At 57.6% G+C, this 19551-nt stretch carries 17 protein-coding genes; 15 read left to right on the forward strand and 2 right to left on the reverse strand.

Going from position 1 to position 19551, the window contains the following annotated elements; translation table 11 throughout:
- Window position 1 precedes the first annotated feature (1 nt).
- The 6 genes from pilO2 to CHR62_RS04520 are packed head-to-tail and all read left to right on the forward strand — an operon-like array spanning window position 2 to window position 6358.
- Window positions 2-1315 carry a type 4b pilus protein PilO2 gene (gene pilO2, locus CHR62_RS04495; RefSeq protein WP_123660138.1) on the forward strand — a complete coding sequence of 438 codons (1314 nt, stop codon included), beginning with the start codon at window positions 2-4 and terminating at the stop codon, window positions 1313-1315.
- The gene (locus tag CHR62_RS04500; protein ID WP_123660139.1) at window positions 1299-1865 is read left to right on the forward strand and encodes a hypothetical protein; all 567 of its coding nucleotides are present in this window, start codon (window positions 1299-1301) and stop codon (window positions 1863-1865) included. The genes pilO2 and CHR62_RS04500 overlap by 17 nt, the downstream gene beginning before the upstream one ends.
- Entirely contained in the window at window positions 1865-3610 is a 1746-nt protein-coding gene (locus CHR62_RS04505) for a GspE/PulE family protein (protein WP_123660140.1), read from the forward strand. The genes CHR62_RS04500 and CHR62_RS04505 overlap by 1 nt, the downstream gene beginning before the upstream one ends.
- On the forward strand, window positions 3607-4734 hold the full coding sequence (locus CHR62_RS04510) for a hypothetical protein (protein WP_093971321.1): 1128 nt from the start codon (window positions 3607-3609) through the stop codon (window positions 4732-4734). The genes CHR62_RS04505 and CHR62_RS04510 overlap by 4 nt, the downstream gene beginning before the upstream one ends.
- 26 nt (window positions 4735-4760) lie before the next feature.
- Window positions 4761-5333, forward strand: a complete 573-nt coding sequence (locus CHR62_RS04515) for a type 4 pilus major pilin (protein ID WP_123660141.1) — start codon at window positions 4761-4763, stop codon at window positions 5331-5333.
- Between the two features lie 5 nt (window positions 5334-5338).
- A complete protein-coding gene (locus CHR62_RS04520) occupies window positions 5339-6358 on the forward strand; it encodes a hypothetical protein (protein ID WP_093971319.1) in 1020 nt (339 codons plus the stop codon).
- Between the two features lie 13 nt (window positions 6359-6371).
- On the opposite strand, the gene CHR62_RS04525 is transcribed toward CHR62_RS04520, so the two are convergent.
- Window positions 6372-7616, reverse strand: coding sequence for a urate hydroxylase PuuD (locus CHR62_RS04525; RefSeq protein WP_123660142.1), 1245 nt, complete (start codon window positions 7614-7616; stop codon window positions 6372-6374).
- A gap of 65 nt (window positions 7617-7681) precedes the next feature.
- Entirely contained in the window at window positions 7682-8035 is a 354-nt protein-coding gene (gene uraH / locus CHR62_RS04530; RefSeq protein ID WP_093971317.1) for a hydroxyisourate hydrolase, read from the reverse strand.
- Between the two features lie 108 nt (window positions 8036-8143).
- Between uraH and CHR62_RS04535 the strand changes: the two genes are divergently transcribed.
- The 9 genes from CHR62_RS04535 (at window position 8144) to alaS (ending at window position 19538) form a co-directional block, all read left to right on the forward strand.
- Window positions 8144-8896 (forward strand): GntR family transcriptional regulator, encoded by a 753-nt coding sequence (locus CHR62_RS04535; protein WP_093971316.1) that lies wholly within the window; start codon window positions 8144-8146, stop codon window positions 8894-8896.
- 16 nt (window positions 8897-8912) lie between these two features.
- Entirely contained in the window at window positions 8913-9839 is a 927-nt protein-coding gene (puuE, locus tag CHR62_RS04540; protein WP_123660143.1) for an allantoinase PuuE, read from the forward strand.
- Between the two features lie 53 nt (window positions 9840-9892).
- Window positions 9893-10414 carry a 2-oxo-4-hydroxy-4-carboxy-5-ureidoimidazoline decarboxylase gene (gene uraD / locus CHR62_RS04545; protein WP_093971314.1) on the forward strand — a complete coding sequence of 174 codons (522 nt, stop codon included), beginning with the start codon at window positions 9893-9895 and terminating at the stop codon, window positions 10412-10414.
- 93 nt (window positions 10415-10507) lie between these two features.
- Window positions 10508-11512 carry an allantoicase gene (alc, locus tag CHR62_RS04550; RefSeq protein WP_093971366.1) on the forward strand — a complete coding sequence of 335 codons (1005 nt, stop codon included), beginning with the start codon at window positions 10508-10510 and terminating at the stop codon, window positions 11510-11512.
- Between the two features lie 12 nt (window positions 11513-11524).
- Window positions 11525-12043 (forward strand): ureidoglycolate lyase, encoded by a 519-nt coding sequence (locus CHR62_RS04555; RefSeq protein ID WP_123660144.1) that lies wholly within the window; start codon window positions 11525-11527, stop codon window positions 12041-12043.
- A 63-nt stretch (window positions 12044-12106) separates the two neighbouring features.
- A complete protein-coding gene (gene xdhA, locus CHR62_RS04560) occupies window positions 12107-13552 on the forward strand; it encodes a xanthine dehydrogenase small subunit (RefSeq protein WP_123660145.1) in 1446 nt (481 codons plus the stop codon).
- 11 nt (window positions 13553-13563) lie between these two features.
- Window positions 13564-15903 (forward strand): xanthine dehydrogenase molybdopterin binding subunit, encoded by a 2340-nt coding sequence (xdhB, locus tag CHR62_RS04565; RefSeq protein WP_123660146.1) that lies wholly within the window; start codon window positions 13564-13566, stop codon window positions 15901-15903.
- Window positions 15896-16849: a xanthine dehydrogenase accessory protein XdhC gene (xdhC, locus tag CHR62_RS04570; protein ID WP_123660147.1), complete on the forward strand. Its 954-nt coding sequence runs from the start codon at window positions 15896-15898 to the stop codon at window positions 16847-16849. Before xdhB ends, xdhC begins: the two co-directional genes overlap by 8 nt.
- 64 nt (window positions 16850-16913) lie before the next feature.
- A complete protein-coding gene (alaS, locus tag CHR62_RS04575; RefSeq protein WP_123660216.1) occupies window positions 16914-19538 on the forward strand; it encodes an alanine--tRNA ligase in 2625 nt (874 codons plus the stop codon).
- Window positions 19539-19551: the final 13 nt, after the last annotated feature.

The raw sequence follows: 19551 nt of genomic DNA on the forward strand, positions 1-19551 counted from the left end.
CATGGCTGACGACACAGTGTGGTGTGAGCGCCGGGATGGAAAAAATCTGGTGTTTGGCCTGGATTGGCTGCCGTTGCTTGGGGTGCATACCCGTAAGCAGGTTATGGCAAAGGCCAGGCGATATCGTGCGACTCATTGCGTGACGCCGTCCGAGCACGCGGCAGCCATGGGGTTGATTCAGTTCTCGCGTACTGAGGCGCCGCATCGCGAACCGCATTACTCCGCGGCCCAGATAGTCGCCGGTATGTATCCCTCTGGAACGGTAGCGGTGTCCATTGCCCTACAGCCTGGTCGGTACTGGCTTGTGGCGGTGCACGAGGGCGCTGTCATAGCACGTACCGACATCTTGCTGGGGTCGTCCCAACAGGTCGTTGGTTTGCTTGATGAGTTGCGTCTGGCCTACGCACATATCCGGCATTTGGATCCAGCCCGCGAAAAATCGGGGGCGCCGGATCTGGAGGCCTTGGCCGTCGCCGCCGATGATAGGGCTTTGCTGTGGCGTATTTCTGCCCGTTGGGTGCCAAAAAGTCTTTCTGCCTTGGCCGTTGTCGTTAGCGTTGCAGCGGTTGGTGTTGCCTTTGCCGCCAGCGCGGCAGGTCGCTGGTTGTCTGGCCAACCTGTGCCTGGCCCTGTGTCTGCACAGGCGGCGGTGCATGCCTGGGTGTCGGCCAGGTCAGCAGCCACCGCCTTGGTGCGGGTGCATGGTGTCGACGGCATGCGGCAGTTGTTGTTGTCTTTGTATCGCGTGCCTGTACAGGTCAGTGGCTGGCACCTCGTCAACGTCCTGTGCAAGCCGCTCTCCAGCACCTGGCGCTGCACAGCGTCATTGCGTCGCGGCAGTGATCATGCCAGTAACCAGCGGTTGATGGCTTCGGCCCCCACCGGTTGGGCATTGCGTTTTTTGTCGGTCGACGATGTCGAGGCAGAGTGGGTTGTCGTCGATGCCGCGATACCGCTTGCAGACGCTATTTTGAACGACGGCCTATGGGGAGATAAATATTGGCTGAGCAGTCTGCAGCACATCAGCCGGGCTTTCGTCACCCTGAAGGCCTCGCCCGCAGTGGTTTACAAGTTTGCTGGGCCCGTCGATGCGCAAGGTGTGCCTGTACCCAGGCCAGAGGCGTTTCGGGGTTATCAGGTGCGATCGCTGCTGGTTGAGGGGCCTCTTCGATCTTACAGCTTGCTTTTGCCCAATCTTACCGGCGTCCGATGGCAGCAGGTGGCATTGACTTTCAAATCATCTGAGTTGCCGACGTTACGGCAAAGTCGGCTTCATCTGTCGGCAAAAGGGGAGCGCTATGAGTGGCAGAGTTGAGCGCGTTTTGCGTCGTCGCCATGTATTTGTTGTGTTTCGCCGGCCGTTACGCGTGTTAATACGCAGTCTGTGCGGGCTGATGTTTATTGCCGTGCCGACGGTCGCTGCACCGTCATCGTCTATCCAACCAGCACTATCCGACGAACCGTCATCCTCTGCGGCAGATCTTGATCACTTTGCGGACGACCAGATGTTGGTGCGCGAGTTGATGCGGGCTGAAGCTGTGAAGGCACTGAGCGCAATGTCTGACGAGCGGCTCGCCTCGCGTCGGGCCCCGCAAGGCCGACCACTTGACCCCGACCTAACGCCGCCCTCGATGGCCCGGCCGGTGTTGAAAGGCATTTACGGTGTCGGCAAGCGCTTGCTGGCCGAAGTTCAATGGCAGGGCCACACTTACGTTTACTTGAACGGACGCGCATTGCCGCTCGGGCGTGTGGCTGACCCCAATGGCTACTTGCTTCAAGGGATTCAGTCGCGTTGCGTGCAGTTGGTCCGGGGCGATTCCCAGCTCACGCTGTGTCTCGATCAAGACGGGGCGGAGAAAGGCTGATGAAGCGATCTTCCTGGCGTCTCGATCTACGCTTTCCTCGTCATCGTGTCAGTGATGTCTTGCCGGACGACGAGCGTTTTGATTACGCCGATGCTGTCGTGGTGTCTTCTGCCGATGAACTTCATGTGATCCAGCCGCCTATCCGCCGTTCGCTGAGCAATGAGTTGGGTGTTGAGGCCCTGGCTGCAAGGCTGTGTCCGGTTCAGCTCACTGATGAAAGTGTTGCCATACTGGCGTTGGCTGAGCACGTCGGCGGGGATCAGGCCGACGAGTTGGCCAGGCAATTGCGCGGCCGCGGCTTTCGGATGGCGTCGCCGCAACGTTATGTTCTTGCCGCGCCTCTGTTGTTGTCCATCGCGCGTCATCAACTTGCCGGTTCCGGCGGTCTGGTCTTGTTTGACGCGAGTTCATCGGGGTCGGCGCTGGCTGCGGCTTTTCAAGACATGGTCGAGTGGGGTGTAAGGCATGGCGCAAGCGATATTCATCTAAATGTTCACTACGACCAGCCCGATTCCGAGGTGCGTTTCACCATACAGGGTCGCTATGTTGCACCCGACCGGTTTCGACGAATCCCAACGGCTACGTTAAACGAAATGCTCGCCGTGATCTGGATGGATATTCGTGGCGGCAATGGCGCTGTATTCGACCCCACCAGTGAGCAGCAAGGTGCTTTGGTTCGTCAGGTTGATGGTCGCGGCATTTTGCTGCGCTGGGCGTCTCTGGCGGCCGAGCGCGGGCCCAGCGTTTGTCTGCGTTTACTCGATCGGTCTCGGGCGCACGAGCAGCAAGACCTCGAGCAGCTGGGCTATTTGCCTGTGCAGGCGGGTTTGATTCGCCAGGCGGTAGAAACGGAGGGCGGGGCCGTTGTTTTCGCCGGCACGGTGGGGTCAGGTAAGTCAACATCAATGGCGGCCCAGATTGCTGCCTTGCCGCCTGACCGAAAAGTCATGACGCTGGAGGATCCGGTGGAGTATCTCATTCCGGGGGCGGTCCAGAATACGATCAGTCGCGATCCTGCCCGCGAGCGACACGATGGGTTTGCGGCCAAGTTGCGTGCGCTTAAGCGCTCTGCCATGAACGATGTACTGCTTGGCGAAGTGCGTGATCGAGAAACGGGCGAAGCTTTTATGGATCTGGCCAGTTCCGGGGTAAGTGTTTATACGACAACGCACGCACCTTCGGCATTCCTGGTTTCCGATCGGCTGGCTTCAAGTGTTATTGGCGTTGCACGCGATTTTCTAGCCACGCCGGGCATGCTCAAGTTGGTCGTGCACCAGGTGCTGATGCCCAAGTTGTGCAGCCGATGCGCCTTGCCGGCCCAGGCGGTGTGTCGGCGGCTCAACGGTGCGCTCACGACCGAGGGTTTGCTTGCGCAACTTTGCGAGCTGCCCGGTATTGATATTAGGGGGGTCAGGTTTCGTAACCCGGAAGGCTGTCCTGACTGCTGCGGGCTGGGAAATTCCGCGCTACCGGGGTACGCGGGTCGCACGGTGGTGGCCGAATGCTTTATTCCGGAACAGTTTCCAGGTTATCTGGCCGCCGTACGCCGAAATACAGTTGGGGAGTTTCTATATTCGAACTTGGCCGGGGCCGATTCGTCGGTGGGCTTTGTATCGTTTTTCGTTTGTGCTGCGCAAAAAGCGGCACGAGGTGAAATCGATCCTTTTGATGCGCAAGTCAGGTACCAAGTCTTCTCGCGTCGTACTCAAAGCCCTCATTGGCCCTTGAATAAGGGTACGCCATGAATCATTCTCCTCGCTGGCTCATATCCTGGCGCAGCGTCGCTGTTCACGCCTTTGACGGCTGGCGCTTCCGTCGTCAGCGGGCCGACTACTACGACTATCTATCCGGTTTCATGAGGTCGGTTGGCGGTGCGCGCACACTTAAAGACATATTTAGTCACGATGCGCAGCGCTATGGCATGAAAACCACGCGCGGGCGTCTCTCGGCGCAATGGGCAGTGGCTTATCCGATGTCCGGCGGCGATTTGCATGCCACCTGGCGGGGTGTGCTGCCCGACGATGAGCTGGTGATTGTGCGCGTGGCCCAGCTGGCCGGTAACGTTGCCCTTATTGACACCCTGCGCGACTTGGCAGCGGTCCAGCGGCTGGTCGCTAAAGCGCGTGAGGTTTTGGTCAGCACCGTCAGCGTGGCTGTCATTGCCTTGCTGGTCTGGGTCGTCATGATGTTGCTCGTTCCGCTATTTACGGTACCCAGGCTGGCCAGTGTGTTCGGCATGTTGCCGTTTGAGTATTACGGCTCGGTAACGCGACAGCTGTTTGCTTTCTCCAGTTTCAGTGGGCGGTGGTGGGGCTGGGTCATGGCTGGTGTTCTGGGCGCGGTTATCTGGATGGGCTGGTCATTCTCTAATCTCGTGGGGCCTCTCAGGCATTGGCTGGATCGTTTCCTGATCTGGCGTCTATACCGTTGCGTGGCGACGGTGCGCATGTTGTCCGTACTTCATGTGGTTCTGGCCCGTCACGAGGGGGAGTCCACACAGTTGCGCAGCGCACTCATCATGTTGCGCCGCGGGGCCAATCGTTGGCAAGCCTGGCATCTGGACCAGATGATCAGGCATATCGATCAAGGCTGGGTGGGCGCCAGAACATTCGATACCGGCTTGTTCGATAGGCCGCTTTATTGGTATTTGCAGGACATGATCCTGGTTCGCGGCCTGGTTGAGGGCCTGTACATCACCAAAGAGCGAATGAGTACGCAAATACTGCAAGTTGTATTCCGGCAAGCGGCGCTGGCCCGTTGGGTCATGTTGTTGTGGTGTGTCGGCGCAATGCTGGGCTTAGGTATTTGGCATTACGTGGCTATCGACGAATTGCGTCGCGGCTTGATGATTTTTTACGCCGGCCAATAGCGGGCGGCATTTTAAAGGGGTGATCCATGTGTATTCAGAAAATAACGTCGCAGGTGTATCGACCATTTCGTCGGCAACGGGGCTTTTCTTTAATCGAAGTGTCGATCGTGACGGCGATAGTGTTGTTGCTGGCAATCATTGGTATTCCGGCGGTGGGCAGTTATGTCATAGAGAATAAAGTGCCCAAAGTCGGCGAGGAGCTCGCCCGGTTTGTGCTGCAAACCAAAGTCAATGCGCCAAACGGTTCTACCGAGCCCTACACCGGCATTGCCACGACCAATTTTGCTAATCTGGTGCGGCAATCGAGCATATTCTCGGTTTCCGGCACCGATGCAACCACCAAGGTGCTGCACGGGTTAGGGCGTGCAGGGGAGGTCACTGTTGCAGCGGCTGATCTGGGCGCCGGCTTTGCCATTACCCTGACCAATGTGAACCACGTGGCTTGTCCGGCTATTGCCTCGGTCATGCAGCGCGTCAGCGACACAATGACCGTCGCTGGCACCACAATAAAAGATACGTCAACGCCTTACAGTGCGTTGTCGACCGAGGCGCTTTGCACGCCCGGCGACGTCAACACCTTTGTGTTCACTGCAAGCTGAGTCCAATGAAGACAGCGTCGCAGCGTGGCTTTGCATTGACCGAGCTTATGATTGCCGCTTTGATGGCGACCTTGCTTGCTGTTTGGGCCTCCGAGACCTGGGTGCGGCGCACCCAGGAAGCCTCGGCCGAGGCTGCGGCGGCCTGGATGCTGGCTGTCAGGGTGTCGGCCGAGCGGTATGTCATCCGTTATGCCGATAGCTTGCGTCAGGCAACGCGGCCAGCCGATGTCAGTATCGATGGTGTTGTCGATAGTGCGGCTCCCACATTGGCCGAGCTGAAACAGCAAGGGATGCTTGAAGCTGGCTTCCCGGAGACCTATGGACGCGACCTTCGGGTGGCCGTCCGCATTCTGCGTAGTGGCGTGTGCCCTGGTGACGAATGCCGGATCGAGGCCCTGATTCATACGACACGCGCGCTCGATACGGCTTTGGCGGGTCGGTCGCATGAAGGGTTACTGGCCTATTGGCTTATGGCCGCGGGCGGTAAAGGTGGAATGGTCTCCCACGCCGATCCCCTGCAAATTAAAGGCGCTGCTTTTGCATTACCCAACCCGCCGCTACCCGCCATGGCGGCGCTCGCCGCCGGCACGGTCGCACTGACGGTCGGTCTTGATAGCGCATTTTCATTTCCGTGGCTCAGGGTTGGCGATACGCGCGATCCGGATTTCAAGGCTGATGTGTCGGCGGCAGGAAATGTTGTTTCTGACGCAGCTTTTCGAGCTCAGGGGTCGTTGTGGTTGGGCGAGAGGGCCTACGCGGGCGCCGCGTGCCCGGAAAATGGCCTGATCGTACGAGAGCACTATGGCGGCTTGTTGGTGTGTCGCAGCTATCAGTGGATGTCTGCGGGTGGGCGGGGCGGGGGTGGTTATTCGGTGAATACAGTATCGGGTTGCATGGCCATGGCCGCGAACCCGGTGACCGGTCAGTGCAGTTGCCCTGCAGGGTATACCGTCGTGCTGATTGCTGATAGCGGCCCCAAGGCCGACGCGGAAGGTCGGACCCGGGGTTATTTGTGTGCAGGTTAATCGGGCCGCGACCTCAAGGTGTCCAGTTGGCGATGAACGCCCGTTCTTCGTCGGTCATCTGGGTGATGTTGGCCAGCGGCATGTATTTGCTTGCAATCACTTGCTTGAGCAGCGCGGGGTTGGCCAGGACATCGGCCTCGGTTTCAAGGACGATACCGGCGGGCGCTGATGCAAAGCCCGCCTGGGTGGGTTGCGCGGCATGGCACTGTACGCAACGGGCTTGCATGATTTCGAGTATCCGGGCCATGTCGTTACCCGCCTGACCATTGGCGGCGGGCGCGGCCGCTGTTGCTGTTGTCGTGGTGGCGGCGGCTTGTGGCTTGGGCCGCGACGCTGGCGCGGCAATGACGGCGATGGCAACCAGTAACAAGATGCCAATAATTGGGTACGCAATTTTGTTTTGCCCCAGATGACGCAGCACAAAATATTGCCTGATGATTGCGCCCGAGAAAATGAACAGCACCATGATGACCCAGGCGTACGGGCTGGTATAGGTGAACGAGTAGTGGTTGCTGAGCATCAAAAATACGACGGGTAGCGTGAAGTAGGTGTTATGCACCGAACGCTGTTTGCCGCGTTTGCCATCTAGCGGATTAGGCGTGCCGCCGGTTTGGAGGGCTTTAACCATGCGTCGCTGCCCAGGGATGATCCAGAAGAACACGTTGGCCGACATGGCTGTGGCCATGACTGCGCCTGTCAGCAAGAAAGCGGCACGACCCTGGAAAATGTGCACGCTAAGGTAGGCGACGACAACCATCATGATGGCAACAGCAACACTTAACAGGCCATCGCGCTCCATGTTCGGACTGATTCGTCGGCAGAGCTGATCGTAGACCACCCAGCCGCCAGCAAGAAACAACAGTGCAACGACGTTGACCTGCCATCCGCTGAGTTCACGCACCCATTCCCAGGGGCTGTTGGGGTTGGCCAAGTAAAACGATGGGTTGGCCATGTACAGAATAATGAACAGGGCAAAGCCGCTGATCCACGTAGTGTAGGCCTTGAGGAACGCCCAATGTAGTTCTTGGGGCATTTCGGGCGGGGCCGTAATGTATTTTTGGTTGTGATAGAAGCCGCCGCCGTGCACTTCCCAGATTTCGCCTAGCACACCGCGTTTTTTTGCGGCTTCAGCGGCTGGCGGGCGCAGGCTGTTGTCCATCATGACAAAGTAGATCGACTCGCCGATCCAGGCGATGGCGGCAATAACGTGCAGCCAGCGCAGCAACAGGTTGCCAAACTCGAGCAAATAAGCTTCCATGATTTTTCCGTTCTTATTAAATATGAAATAAGCGCATTACCAGCGTAAAAGCGCGTAACAGGCGTTTAGCTGCCGCGATAGGTGGCGTAAGTCCAGGGGGTGACAACCAGCGGCACGTGATAGTTTTCAAGAGGGTTGGCGATACCAAAGCGGATCACGACCTGGTCGACAAAGCGTGGTTCGGGTACGTTGACCCCTTGCGCCGCAAAGTAGTCGCCGGCATGAAAAACCAACTCGTAGGTGCCTGACTTGATGTTGTCGGCGTCAAGCAGCGGGGCATCGCAACGGCCGTCCGCGTTGGTCTTGACGGTTTTCAAATAGGTGCGCGATGCACCATCAATGCGGTATAGCTCGACGCACACCCCTTGGGCGGGCCGGCCGTGCATGGTGTCGAGCACGTGAGTTGAAAGTTTTCCCATGGGGCCTCCGGATTGTTAACAATTTATGTTGACGATTTTGTTTTACCAGCCAATAATTGTCAATCAGTGATTTCGTAAAGTCTCCACGGTTTGTGCAGGTGACCTCCTATGCTGTATCTCGATCAACGCTCTGATTTTCCTGCTGAAAGTACAGCCCCTAGCGCGTCTTCGCTTTTGGGCCCGACCGGCCATGTCTCCGAGGTTGACCGTGTGTATGCCGAAATTTTCGATGCAGTCATGGACCGCCGACTGTTGCCTGGCGCCAAACTTACAGAATCGACCCTGTGCGAAATTTTTAATTGCTCTCGTGCCACGGTGCGCGCGGCGCTGGCTCAGCTCGGGCACGACAAAATCGTGGTTTTGCAACCGAATCGGGGGGCCTATGTCTGGAAGCCCAGCCCCGAAGAAACCCGTGACGTTTTCGAGGCCCGGCGCACGCTTGAGTGCGTCCTGATCGACAAATTACTGCAGTTTCCCGACTTGCCGCAACGCTTGCAGCCGCTACGCGACATGGTGCGCCAAGAGCGCGAGGCGTTCGAGCGCGGCGACCGGATCAGTTGGCTCAGGTTGTCTAATGCGTTTCACGTCAAAATGGCTCGGCTGGTCGAAAACCACGTGCTGACCGAATTCATGCATGCCTTGTGCTGTCGCAGCACGCTCATCATCGCGTTTCACGACATCCCGAGCTCAAGCACCTGCTCATACGAAGAGCATGACCAGATTCTTGACCTCATTCTGGCGGGCAATCGCGACGGGGCCATCGCAGCAATGTGCCACCACCTGCAAGATTGCGAACACCGCGTCGGCGAACCTCATGCCCGACGCCCCGACCCATGGTCTGCATTCAGCGTTAAACGTTAGGCCCCAAGGAACCTTTATGTCCCCGAATTATCCGCGTGATCTCGTTGGTTACGGTCGTCATCTGCCCAAAGTTGTGTGGCCCGGGCAGGCAAAAATTGCGGTGCAGTTTGTGCTCAATTATGAAGAGGGCGGCGAGAACTGCGTGTTGCACGGCGACCCGGCATCCGAGCAGTTTTTGTCAGAGATCGTCGGTGCCCAGGCCTATCCCGATCGCCATATGTCTATGGAGTCAATCTACGAGTACGGTTCGCGGGCGGGAGTTTGGCGTATTTTGCGCGAATTCGAGCGCCGCGGCTTGCCGCTGACGGTTTTCGGGGTCGGGATGGCGCTCGAACGCCACCCCGAGCTGGCCCGCGCGTTTGTCGAGCTGGGCCACGAAATTGCGTGCCACGGCTATCGGTGGATCCACTATCAGTCGGCCCCCGAATCACTCGAGCGTGAGCACATGCAGCGTTGTGTCCAAGTCATTAAAGAGCTCACTGGCGAGCACCCTGCTGGTTGGTATACCGGGCGCGACAGCCCGAATACCCGTCGCCTGGTGGTCGACGAGGGCGGGTTTCTTTACGACGCCGACTATTACGGCGACGATTTGCCGTTCTGGTCTCAGGTCGAGCTTTCCGACGGCACGACACGGCCGCATCTTATCGTGCCTTACACCCTCGATACCAATGACATGCGTTTTGCCACGCCGCAGGGCTTTAACACGGCCGAACACTTTTTTAATTACCTTAAAGATGCGTTCGATGTCTTGTACGCAGAGGGTGAAACTCATCCCAAGATGTTGTCCATAGGGTTGCATTGCAGGCTTATCGGCCGCCCGGCGCGCTTCGTGGCGCTGCAGCGTTTCCTGGACTATATCCAGGGGCATGACAAGGTCTGGGTCTGTCGTCGGGTTGATATCGCCCGGCATTGGATCAAGCACCACCCCTTTCAGGGTGTCTGACCACGCAGCAGACGATAAGCGCCAGAACATAAATAAAACCGACAGAGGTAGACATGACCACAAAGATTTCCATGGCGACACTTAACGCCATGCCCGTTGAGGAATTTGTCCGGGTATTGGGCGGTGTCTTCGAGCACTCACCTTGGGTGGCAGAGCGCGCCGCGGCACATCGGCCGTTTACCGGCGTGCATGCACTGCACACCGAAATGGTCCGCCAGATAGAAGGCGCCGACCACGACCTGAAAATGAAACTGATTTGCGCGCACCCCGAGCTCGCGGGCAAAGCCGCAGTTCGCGGCGAGCTGACACCCGAGTCTACGTCGGAACAAGCCGGGGCTGGTCTGGATCAGTGTTCTCCCGAAGAGTTCTCCCGTCTGACGCAGCTTAATCAGGCCTATCGAGAAAAATTCGGCTTTCCGTTTATTTTGGCGGTCAAAGGGTACGACCGTGCCGGCATTATTGGTCAATTTGAGCGTCGTTTGGGGCTGACCCCAGCTCAGGAAGTGCAGGAAAGCTTGCAGCAAATTTTCAAAATTGGTCGCTTCCGTCTGGAAGCCCTTGTCGAAGAAAACTGAACCTTTTAGCCAAGGTCATTTTTCCGGTTTTTTTATTGTTTCTTGTCAGGAGTCCATGTCATGGCAACCCCACCTTTACCCGCCGGCACCGTCATCAATGCGCCCAGCGTCGATTTTCCCGAGTTTGCGACGCGTTACGCAAATCTTGCATTGGCCGACTTCGGCGCAAAGGTTGTTTCTTGCTCAAACGAATGGTTCGGGCCCGCTGAGCGTATGCTTCAGCCGGCTGAGCCGGTGTTTGTTGTGGGCAAGTTCGATGACCACGGCAAATGGATGGATGGCTGGGAAACCCGCCGTCGCCGTGATGGTGGTTACGACCACGCGGTGATTCGTCTGGGGGTTTCGGGTGTCATCAAGGGCATCGACATTGACACCAGTCATTTCACCGGCAATTTCCCTCCGGCGGCCTCGGTGCAAGCCTGTTATTGCGAAGGCGACCCGGACGAGAACACAGTCTGGACTGAAATCGTGCCCTCAAGAACCCTGTCCAGCAGTTCGCATCACTTTATTGCGCTTGACGATGAACGTCGCTGGACGCATTGTCGTCTGAATATCTATCCGGACGGGGGCGTTGCCCGTTTCCGCGTATTTGGCCAACCGGCGGCCGACTGGTCCTCAAAAGACCCTAACGCCCTGCATGAAGTGTCTGCTCTTGCGGCCGGTGGTCGTATTGTCGGCTACAACGACGCCCACTTCGGCGTGCCGTTCCGCCTGATTATGCCGGGTCGCGGCGTAAATATGGGCGATGGCTGGGAAACCCGCCGTCGTCGCGAACCGGGCTATGACTGGTGCGTCGTTGAACTTGCGCATCCGGTACATGTCGAAAAAATTGAAGTCGATACCGCTCACTTCAAAGGCAATTATCCCGATCGGGTATCTATCCAGGCGGCAAACGTTACTTACGGTACCGACCAGTCCATCATTACCCAGGCCATGTTCTGGCCCGTGTTGTTGCCCGAGCAAAAAGCCCAGCCCGACACGCAACACTATTACACGACCGAGCATTTCAACGACGTTGGACCGGTCACGCACGTCAAGCTGAACATGCACCCCGATGGCGGCGTGAGCCGTCTGCGTGTCTGGGGCCGTCTGGCCTGACAAGGAAGACTCATGCCGAACCTGATCAAACTCGAGCGTCTGACCAAAGCTGCATTTGCGCCTTTTGGCGATGTCATTGCCATGGCTGATAACGACTGGTTTCCCATTAACAACGGGACAACGCAGCGCTATCATCATGTCGGTAAAGTACAAATTCGCGGCGACGATGGTCAGGCCGGCATCAGTCTGGCCCGGGGCGGGGCGTTTCATTTCCCCATTTCAGTGTCCATGCTCGAACGGCACCCCTTGGGCAGCCAGGCCTGGATTCCCACGGGCAACACGCCTTTTATCGTGGTTGTTGCACCTAATGGCAGCGACGATAGGCCCGACGAAGCCAACATACGGGCTTTTTATGCCGAGGGCCATCAGGGCGTCAATTATCACGCGGGTACCTGGCATCACCCCTTGCTGACGTTGGCGCAGCAGGGCAATTTCATTGTCGTTGATCGCATCGGCACTACCCCGAACTGCGACGAGTACGACCTGCATCAACAGTTTGTTATCGATGGTAGCTATGCCGATGACCACTGATAGGCGCGCCTGATTGCAGGCGCAGCCACTGACCAAAATTACAAAAAACGGAGACATAATTCAATGCGACAAGCCGTCAGTTTTTATCTCAATGGCGTACTTCAACACGTCGTACCCGTCTCACCGACGCAAACGGTTCTTCAGTATTTACGCGAACAGGCCGGCTTGGTAGGGACTAAAGAAGGGTGTGCCGAAGGGGACTGCGGCGCGTGTACGGTCACCGAAGCTGCGCTCGACCCGCAAGATAATGTCAGCTTTCGAGCCATCAACGCGTGTATCCGGTTTTTGCCCACTCTGGATGGTCGGGCCATCTGGACAGTTGAAGGCTTATCGGCCGACGGTCAGACTCTGCATCCGGTTCAGCAGGCCATGGTTGACCACCACGGGTCGCAGTGTGGTTTTTGCACGCCGGGTTTCGTCATGTCGTTGTACACCATGTATTGCAGTGGCAAGGTTCGCCCGGTACGCGAAGAGGTGCTGGATCACCTGTCGGGTAATTTGTGTCGTTGCACCGGCTACCGGCCCATCATCGATGCCGCGCTCGATATGGGCAATTACCCGGTCGCTGAAGGCGTGACCGCAGCTCAGGTGCAAGGTTGGCTCAAGGCCCTGCGTGATGCGTCAACTGAACCGTTAGTCATCAATCAAAACGGTCACAATTATTGGGCACCGCGTAGCGCCGACCAATTGGCCGACTTGTTGCTGGCCCATCCCGATGCCACTTTGCTGGCTGGCGGCACCGACGTTGGTCTGATGGTTACCAAGCAGCTCAAGGTGTTTCCCAAAGTCATTTATCTGGGCAACGTTGCCGAGCTCGATGTCATTCGTCGCGACGAGGCGGGTTTGCACATTGGCGCTGCAGTGTTGCTCAACGAGGGTTACGAAGCGCTGGTGAACGAGTATCCCGAGGCCCACGAACTCTGGAAACGGTTTGCGTCCATGCCGATTCGCAATTCCGGAACGCTTGTCGGAAACGTCGCCAATGGTTCACCGATTGGTGATAGCGCGCCCTTGCTGATTGCCTTGCAAACACGTGTTGTGTTGCGCAAAGGCAATACACGTCGCGAACTCCCCCTCGAAGACCTGTATCTTGATTACCGTAAGCAAGACCGTGAGCCGGGTGAGTTCGTTGAAGCCATCAAGGTGCCTTTGCGTGATCCGGCCCTCAGAGTCGCAACGTACAAGCTGTCGAAACGTTTCGACCAGGACATTTCTGCAGTATGCAGTGCCTATGCCTTGCGTCTTGAAGATGGGCAGGTTGCCTCGGTGCGTATCGCGCATGGCGGCATGGCCGCTACATCAAAGCGTGCAGCGGCTGCCGAGGCTGCACTGACCGGGAAGCCGTTTGATGAATCGGCTGTGACGGCCGCCATGGCAGCCTTGGCCGCAGATTACCAGCCCCTGTCCGATATGCGGGCCACCAGCGAATATCGCCTGAAAACAGCACAAAACCTGCTGTATCGCTTCTATCTGGAAACCACCGGCGCTGCGGCGACGCGCGTTAATTGATAGGGGGTCCTATGACACAGAATAAATATCAAACGGTCGGCACCTCGGTTAAACACGAAAGTGCACATTTGCATGTCACCGGTCGTGCGCAATACACCGACGACATTCCCGAGGTCCAGGGTACGCTGCATGCCGCGTTCGGTCTGTCGGAACGCGCCCATGCCCGTATTCTCTCTTTGGACCTCACCGCTGTGCGTGCTGCACCGGGTGTGGTGGCGGTTATTACACTGGACGATGTGCCGGGAGAAAAATACGTTGGGCCTGTGGTTGCCGACGAGCCTGTCTTCGCTGATGGCAAGGTCGAGTATGTAGGGCAGCCGCTGTTTGCGGTGGCGGCCACTTCGCACGACCTGGCGCGCCGTGCTGCACGCTTGGCCAAGGTCGAATACGAAAACCTGGAGCCTTTGCTCGACATAAAAACGGCCGCCGACAGGCAGTCTTACGTTTTGCCGCCCGCGCGTATCTCTAAAGGTAATGTGCCCGAAACACTCGCGCAAGGGCCTCACCGCCATCAGGGCAGTTTTTATTGCGGCGGGCAAGAGCAGTTTTACCTTGAAGGGCAAATAGCCTACGCCTTGCCCGGCGAAAACGCCGAGATGCAGGTGTTCTGCTCTACTCAGCACCCGTCCGAAATGCAGTTCATCATTGCGCATGCCTTGCATCAGCCCGCCCACACCGTCAAAGTGCAGTGCCGCCGTATGGGGGGCGGGTTTGGTGGTAAAGAAAGCCAGTCCTGGCCATTTGCTACCGTTGCGGCCTTGTTGGCCCACCATACCGGGCGGCCGGTAAAGTTGCGCGCCGATCGCGACGACGATTTCATGATGACCGGCAAGCGGCACGACTTTCGGGTGGAGTACGACGTTGCCTACGACGACGACGGCCTGATCAAGGCCATTCAGTTCGAGCAGCAATTACGTTGTGGCTACTCGGCCGATTTGTCGGGTGCCGTGGCCGACCGTCAGGTCTTTCATACCGACAATACCTATTACCTTGAGACCTTCGACATTTTGTCGTTACGGGTCAAAACCAATACGCAGTCTAATACTGCATTCCGCGGGTTCGGCGGCCCGCAGGGCATTATGGCTATCGAGTACGTCATTGAAGACATTGCTCGCCGCCTGGGTAAAGACCCCCTAGACGTACGTCGGCGCAATTTCTATGGCAAAGCCGAGCGCAACGTCACGCCGTATCAAATGACGGTGGAAGACAACGTTATTCACGAACTGATTGATCAACTCGAGCAAACCTCCGAATACCGCCGTCGTCGCGAAGAAGTTTTGCGTTTCAATGCCCAAAATCAGGTGCTTAAAAAAGGGTTGGCGTTAGTGCCCGTGAAGTTCGGCATTTCGTTTACCGCCACCCATCTGAATCAGGCCGGCGCGTTGCTGCATATCTACACTGACGGTTCGGTCTTGATTAATCATGGTGGTACCGAAATGGGGCAGGGGTTAAATACCAAAGTAGCTCAGGTGGTTGCCGAAGAGCTGGGTATTGGTATTGAGCACGTGCGGGTTTCGGCGACCGATACGTCCAAAGTGTCAAATACATCGGCTACCGCGGCATCGTCGGGCACCGACCTGAACGGCAAGGCAGCACAAGATGCTGCTCGTAAAATCAAGGCCGTGCTGGTGGCCTATGCCGCCGACCATTACGGCTGCGATACGGCCGATGTTGTCTTTCGCAGCAATCAGGTGCACTGCGGCGAACGCGTTACATTGCCTTTTGCCAAATTTGTACAAGAGGCTTACAACGCGCGTGTGCCGTTGTGGTCGTCCGGGTTTTACCGCACACCCAAGATCCATTACGACTTTAAAACGCTGACGGGTCGTCCCTTCTATTATTTTGTGTATGGTGCCGCCTGCGCCGAAGTAATTATCGACACCTTAACCGGTGAAAACCGATTGCTGCGTGCCGACGTGCTTTACGATGCAGGCCGCCCAATCAACCCGGCGGTCGACATCGGCCAGATCGAGGGTGGCTTCATTCAGGGTATGGGTTGGCTCACCACCGAAGAACTTTGGTGGAACAAAGAAGGACGCCTCATGACGCACGCGCCTTCTACCTACAAAATTCCTTCTATTTCAGATTGCCCCGAAGCCCTTAACGTAGCGTTTTTCAGCAACGGTAATGTCGAGAACAGCGTCTATCAGTCCAAGGCCGTGGGCGAGCCGCCGTTGCCGTTGGCCTTATCGGTGTTTTTTGCCATTCGCGATGCGGTGCATGCCGCGGGCGATCAGCCCGGTGTACTGGCTCCGCTCGATGCGCCGGCGACAGCCGAGCAAATCTTGCGTGCCGTACATGCCGTTGCTCCCGGTTTGAAGCAGCCGGAGCCGGCCACTGCCCATGGCTGACGCAGGGGGCTGGTCTTTAGCGGCGCGCCAGGCCTTGCAGGCTGGGCGCTCGCTTGTTCTGGTCACGGTAGTCCAGTCGGCAGGCTCGGCGCCGCGGGGCGGTGGTGCAAAACTATGGGTGCTCGACAACGAGGTGCTTGGCACCATCGGTGGCGGCCACCTCGAGTTCAAGGCAATAGATTTCGCCCGCAGTCAGTTATCCGACCCTTCCCTGCCGGCCCGGCATATCGAACGTTATGCGCTTGGGCCAAGCCTGGGGCAGTGTTGCGGCGGGGTCGTCTGGCTGGGCTTCGAACGCCTTGGACCCGAGGATCTGCCTTGGTTTGATCGTGTTGCAGGTTATTTGAGCAAAGGGCTGTCGGTCCGTCGTATCGTCAGCTTTACTGATCTTGCTGCGCCGGTAAGTCTCCAGTCTTCACCCGAGCCTGCGCAAGACTTCGATACCGATCAGGCCTACTGGGATGCCGACTCTGGTCGCCTGACCGACGTCCTCTCGGCGGCTTCGCTAACTGTTGTGGTGTGCGGCGCAGGGCACGTCGGTCGGGCCATTGTTAATATTTTAGGTACGTTGCCGGTGAGGGTCATCTGGCTCGACCCGCGCGACGACGTCTGGCCCGCCGCCTTGCCTGCCAATGTTACGGTGCTTCAGGGCGACGACAGTGACGTTGTCGATTGCCCCGATAATGCATGTTGGCTGGTACTGACGCACAGTCATGCCCTTGATATGGCGCTTGTGCAGGCCGTCATGGCCCAAAAATCGTTCCGGTTCCTGGGGCTTATCGGCTCGGCCACAAAAAAAGCCCGCTTCGAGTCGCGGCTGCGTCAACACTTCCCCGAGGCAATGGTGGCTCAAATGACCTGCCCGATAGGGTTGGTCAAAACCAACAGCAAGTTGCCGGAAGTCATCGCCGTCTCGGTTGTTGCGCAATTGCTGTCGCTGACCTGAAAGATTTTTGGTCCGGGTGCCTCTATAATCACCGGTCATCTGTTTAATAGCGCCTTTTTTGTCAATGAAAACCTCCGAGATCCGCCAGAAATTTCTATCGTTCTTCGAATCGAAAGGTCACAACGTGGTGCCTTCGTCGTCGCTCATCCCAGGCAACGACCCAACGCTGCTGTTCACGAACGCCGGCATGGTTCAATTCAAAGACGTATTTACGGGTAAAGAGGCGCGCAGCTATCAGCGCGCGGTCAGCTCGCAACGCTGCGTGCGCGCCGGGGGCAAGCATAACGACCTTGAGAACGTGGGCTACACAGCCAGGCATCACACGTTCTTCGAGATGCTGGGTAATTTCAGCTTTGGCGATTACTTCAAGCGCGAAGCCATTTATCACGCCTGGGAGCTTCTGACCACGGTTTACAACCTCCCTCCCGAAAAGCTCTGGGTAACGGTTTACCAAGAAGATGACGAAGCCTACGACATCTGGCTAAAAGAAATCAAAGTGCCGGCCGAGCGAATCGTCCGTATTGGTGACAACAAAGGCGGGCGCTACGCCTCCGACAACTTCTGGCAAATGGGCGATACCGGCCCTTGTGGCCCGTGTTCCGAAATTTTCTACGACCATGGTCCCGATGTCTGGGGCGGTCCTCCGGGCTCGCCCGAAGAAGACGGTGATCGTTATATCGAGGTCTGGAACCTGGTGTTCATGCAATTCGAGCGCGACGCCGATGGCAACATGACGCCATTGCCCAAGCCTTGCGTCGATACCGGTATGGGGCTCGAGCGCATTGCGGCGGTGTTGCAGCACGTGCATTCCAACTACGAAATCGACCTTTTTCAGGCGCTCATCAAGGCCGCCGCGCGCGAAACAGGTACCACCGACCTGGGCAATAATTCACTTAAAGTGATTGCCGATCATATCCGGGCCTGCAGTTTCCTTATCGTTGATGGCGTTATTCCAAGCAACGAAGGTCGCGGCTATGTCCTGCGCCGTATTGTGCGACGCGCACTGCGACATGGTCACAAGCTGGGGCAGTCGGGCGTGTTCTTCCATCGGCTGGTGGCCGATCTGGTGGCGCAAATGGGCGACGCCTATCCCGAATTGGCCGCACAACAGGCGCGGGTCGAACAGGTGCTTCGCCAAGAAGAAGAGCGTTTCAGCGAAACACTTGAAAATGGCATGAAAATCCTCGATGGCGCGCTGGCATCGCTTCCCGAAGGTGGTGTGCTTGACGGCCAAACCTTGTTCACCTTGTACGACACCTATGGCTTTCCGGTCGACCTGACGGCCGATATTTGTCGTGAGCGCAAGGTCAATGTCGATTTACCTGGTTTCGAAGCGGCCATGAATCGGCAGCGCGAACAGGCCCGGGCAGCGGGCAAGTTCAAAGCCGCCGAAGGGCTCAGCTATTCGGGTGTCGAAACCCGTTTCGAAGGTTACGAACATTTGCAGGCCGAAGGGCGCGTCACAGCCCTTTATCTCGATGGCGTCTCGGTTGACAAAATTCAGGCTGGCCAAGAGGGTGTCGTCGTTCTCGACGTGACACCGTTTTACGCCGAGTCGGGTGGGCAGGTGGGTGATGCCGGCGTTCTGGCATCGGGTTCGACTCGCTTTGTCGTTGCCGATACTCAAAAAATTCAAAGTCAGGTGTTTGGGCATCATGGCACGCTCGAACAAGGCGTGCTGTCGGTGGGTGATACGGTGTCTGCGCAGGTTGATGTCCAGCGCCGGGCGCGCACCGTACGTAACCACTCGGCGACTCACCTCATGCATAAAGCGCTTCGCGAAGTGTTGGGTGCTCACGTGCAGCAGCGTGGTTCATTGGTCGACGCTGACAAAACCCGTTTCGACTTCGCGCACGACGCGCAGGTCACACCCGAGCAGATTGTTGCTATTGAAAATATTGTGAATGCCGAAGTTCTGGGTAACCAGCAGGTACGCGCCCAGCTCATGTCGTACGATGATGCGGTACAGGGTGGGGCAGTGGCATTGTTCGGCGAAAAATATGGCGACGAAGTCCGAGTGCTCGATATCGGTTTTTCTCGCGAGTTGTGTGGCGGCACCCATGTGGCGCGCACCGGCGATATTGGTCTGTTCAAAATTGTCTCCGAGGGCGGTGTGGCGGCGGGTGTGCGTCGTATCGAAGCGATTACCGGCGATAACGCCCTTGCCTGGGTTCAGCAAACCAATGCCACGCTGCAACAGGCTGCAGGGTTGCTTAAAACCCAACCTGCAGAGCTTCTGGCACGCATAGGGTTGCTGCAGTCTCAAGTCAAGGCCGCCGAAGCCGAGTCCCAGCGTTTGCAACAAAAACTGGCCGCATCGGCGGGTAACGATCTGATCGATAAGGCGGTCGATGTGGGTGGTGGGGTGCGCCTGTTGGTGGGGCAGTTGACGGGCGTCGATCCCAAAGCCTTGCGCGGTATGGTCGACGACCTTAAAGAGCGCCTTAAGCCCGCCGTCGTTTTGCTGGCGACAGCCGCCGATGACAAAATCAGCCTGGTTGCTGGCGTGACGCCCGATACCACCGGCAAAGTCAAGGCAGGGGACCTTGTTGGGTTCGTTGCCAGCCAGGTTGGGGGCAAGGGCGGTGGCCGGCCCGATATGGCCATGGGTGGTGGTACCGATGCAGCTGCGTTGCCTGCAGCGCTGGCAGGGGTCGAAGCCTGGGTGCGCGAGCGTACGCAAGCCTGATGCGTGCTGGTTG

The sequence above is a fragment of the Pusillimonas sp. NJUB218 genome, from assembly GCF_003788685.1.
In the GTDB taxonomy this organism is placed as follows: domain Bacteria; phylum Pseudomonadota; class Gammaproteobacteria; order Burkholderiales; family Burkholderiaceae_B; genus Neopusillimonas.